We start from the raw sequence: 1,969 nt of genomic DNA, 5'->3' as shown, positions 1-1,969 counted from the left end.
AATCGAGTGGGAAGCCGCTAGGCTAAAAGCCTAGCGGGGAACCCCTCACACCACCCAGCGTACGGGTCTCGTACTGGGCGGTTCGTTAAGTCATAGGAAACAAAACCGTACTTGGTTTAACTTGATTGTAGAGTTCCTGTAAAGGGATGTAACCACGTGCTTTCAATCGATCAATTGTAATGGTAGTCCCCAAAATCGGGCTTTGAGCAATACGCCAACCACCCATTCGCGAACGGCTCCATTGATAGGCTTGCCCCTGTTCAACACCCAAACGAATCAGGTTTTTCCTTTTCCGTTCCGGCTTTTTCCAGTGGTGCCAAATGCAATAACGGAGTCGGTTCCGCAACCACCCGTCCAGTTCAACGAGTTTGCTCTGGATGCTTGCCATACGGAAAGCATTAATCCAGCCCCGTTGCACTTCGCCTAGTTTTTCGATTCGTTCATCAAAACTCATGGGAGTGGTTTTTCGGGTGATGGTTTTTAGCTTTTGCTTCAAATTGCGCCAACTCTTTTCCGAAACGACCAATTGATATTTGCCGCGTTCACCTTTCCGGTAGGTGGGCACAAAACCAAATCCTAAACAGGTAAAATGTACCGGTCGGCGAATACCGCTTTTCTCCCGGTTGATAGTCAACTTTAACTTCTTTTTCAGAAACTTAAATATGTTGTTGCCTACCTTTCGGGCTGTCGCTTTTGTTTTAACGTAAATGCTAAAATCATCGGCATAGCGGACAAAACGCAAACCCTGCCGTTCCAATTCCCGGTCCAATTCATGCAACATGATGTTGGATAATAAGGGGCTCAGAGGGCTTCCCTGCGGTACGCCTTTCCGACGTTTGACCAGCTTCCCGTTTATTTGTATCGGGGAACGAAGCCATTTGCGAATGAGGCGTAGGGTTTCGCAGCACTTGATTTTGCGGTAAAGCAGTTGCAGTAAGTAGCAATGGTCTACTTCATCGAAAAAGGTCTTCAGATCAATATCTATGATATACTGAAACCCATCGTTAATGTAGCCCTGTGCTTTTAAAACTGCCTGCTGCACGCTTCGCTTAGGGCGGAATCCGAAACTGGAATCCGAGAACTCATATTCGAACCGTGCCGTGATAACTTGCAAAACCGCCTGTTGTAGCAAACGATCAGTTACTGTGGGAATACCAAGTAACCTTGTTTTCCCTTCTCCTTTCGGAATCGCTACGCCTAAAATGACTTGTGGTAAATACTTCCCACTTCGAACCGTGGCAGTCAGTTCCTCCTTGTCGATGGCAAGTAGTTCCGACAGTTTGGTTACAGGCATATGGTCAACCCCTGCCGAACCGTGGTTCTGCTGTACTTTCCACATTGCCTGTAACAAGTTCTTGCGCGATAAAATTTGCTCAATCATTTTAGGTCAAATCTTTTGTTTCCCTGTCCCGCCTAAAACAAGGCTAGATTCTGCTCCCGCAGAAAGCTTCCTTGTCAAATTTAGGACAACTTAACGTTCAGCCCTTCAGCTTATCGGTGAGTCCTCCGCCTTTTCGATGACGGCTCGTTTCCAAAGCCTACTATGGCCTCTGCTGACTCCTCAAAGACTTTGGATCTTTGAGGCCTCCCCAGGTAAGAGCATCTTCCCTACCTGCCGGCAGGCAGGCTTCTCCCAATCGCTGCCTGATCTACTACTTCGGTGCTCATTCCTTACGGAACGTTTTGGACGTTACAATGATGTGCTTGCTTATCCGACCTCATAGCCTCATATCAGGTTCCTGTTCGTCAGTACCGGGATTTGCAGTCTGGCTTCCTTCACTGCTTGAGTCGCCCCAAACCAGCTTGCCACTTGCTAATGCTTCAAGACGTTACTCCTGCGCATGAAGGACTTTCACCCTCTGGAATAATCTCATGCATCACACTACCATTTAACTCCAAAAATTTGTATTTTAAACATTTTTTAAGAGCTTTCAGTAGTGTGTGCACATGCTCATGCTGGGCACACACA

At 47.1% G+C, this 1,969-nt stretch carries 1 protein-coding gene; it reads right to left on the bottom strand.

Going from position 1 to position 1,969, the window contains the following annotated elements:
• Positions 1-85: 85 nt before the first annotated feature.
• A complete protein-coding gene (ltrA, locus tag Q1A18_RS18915) occupies positions 86-1,381 on the bottom strand; it encodes a group II intron reverse transcriptase/maturase (protein ID WP_299584687.1) in 1,296 nt (431 codons plus the stop codon).
• Positions 1,382-1,969: the final 588 nt, after the last annotated feature.

Source organism: uncultured Sunxiuqinia sp. (genome assembly GCF_947495665.1).
Classification (GTDB): domain Bacteria; phylum Bacteroidota; class Bacteroidia; order Bacteroidales; family Prolixibacteraceae; genus Sunxiuqinia; species Sunxiuqinia rutila.
Note: the sequence above shows the minus strand (reverse complement) of the source record. Positions and strands in the feature narration are given on the sequence as shown.

Coding starts and splice junctions, on each gene's coding strand:
- ltrA (WP_299584687.1), bottom strand. CDS start 1,381: ATGATTGAGCAAATTTTATCGCGCAAGAACTTGTTACAGGCAATGTGG.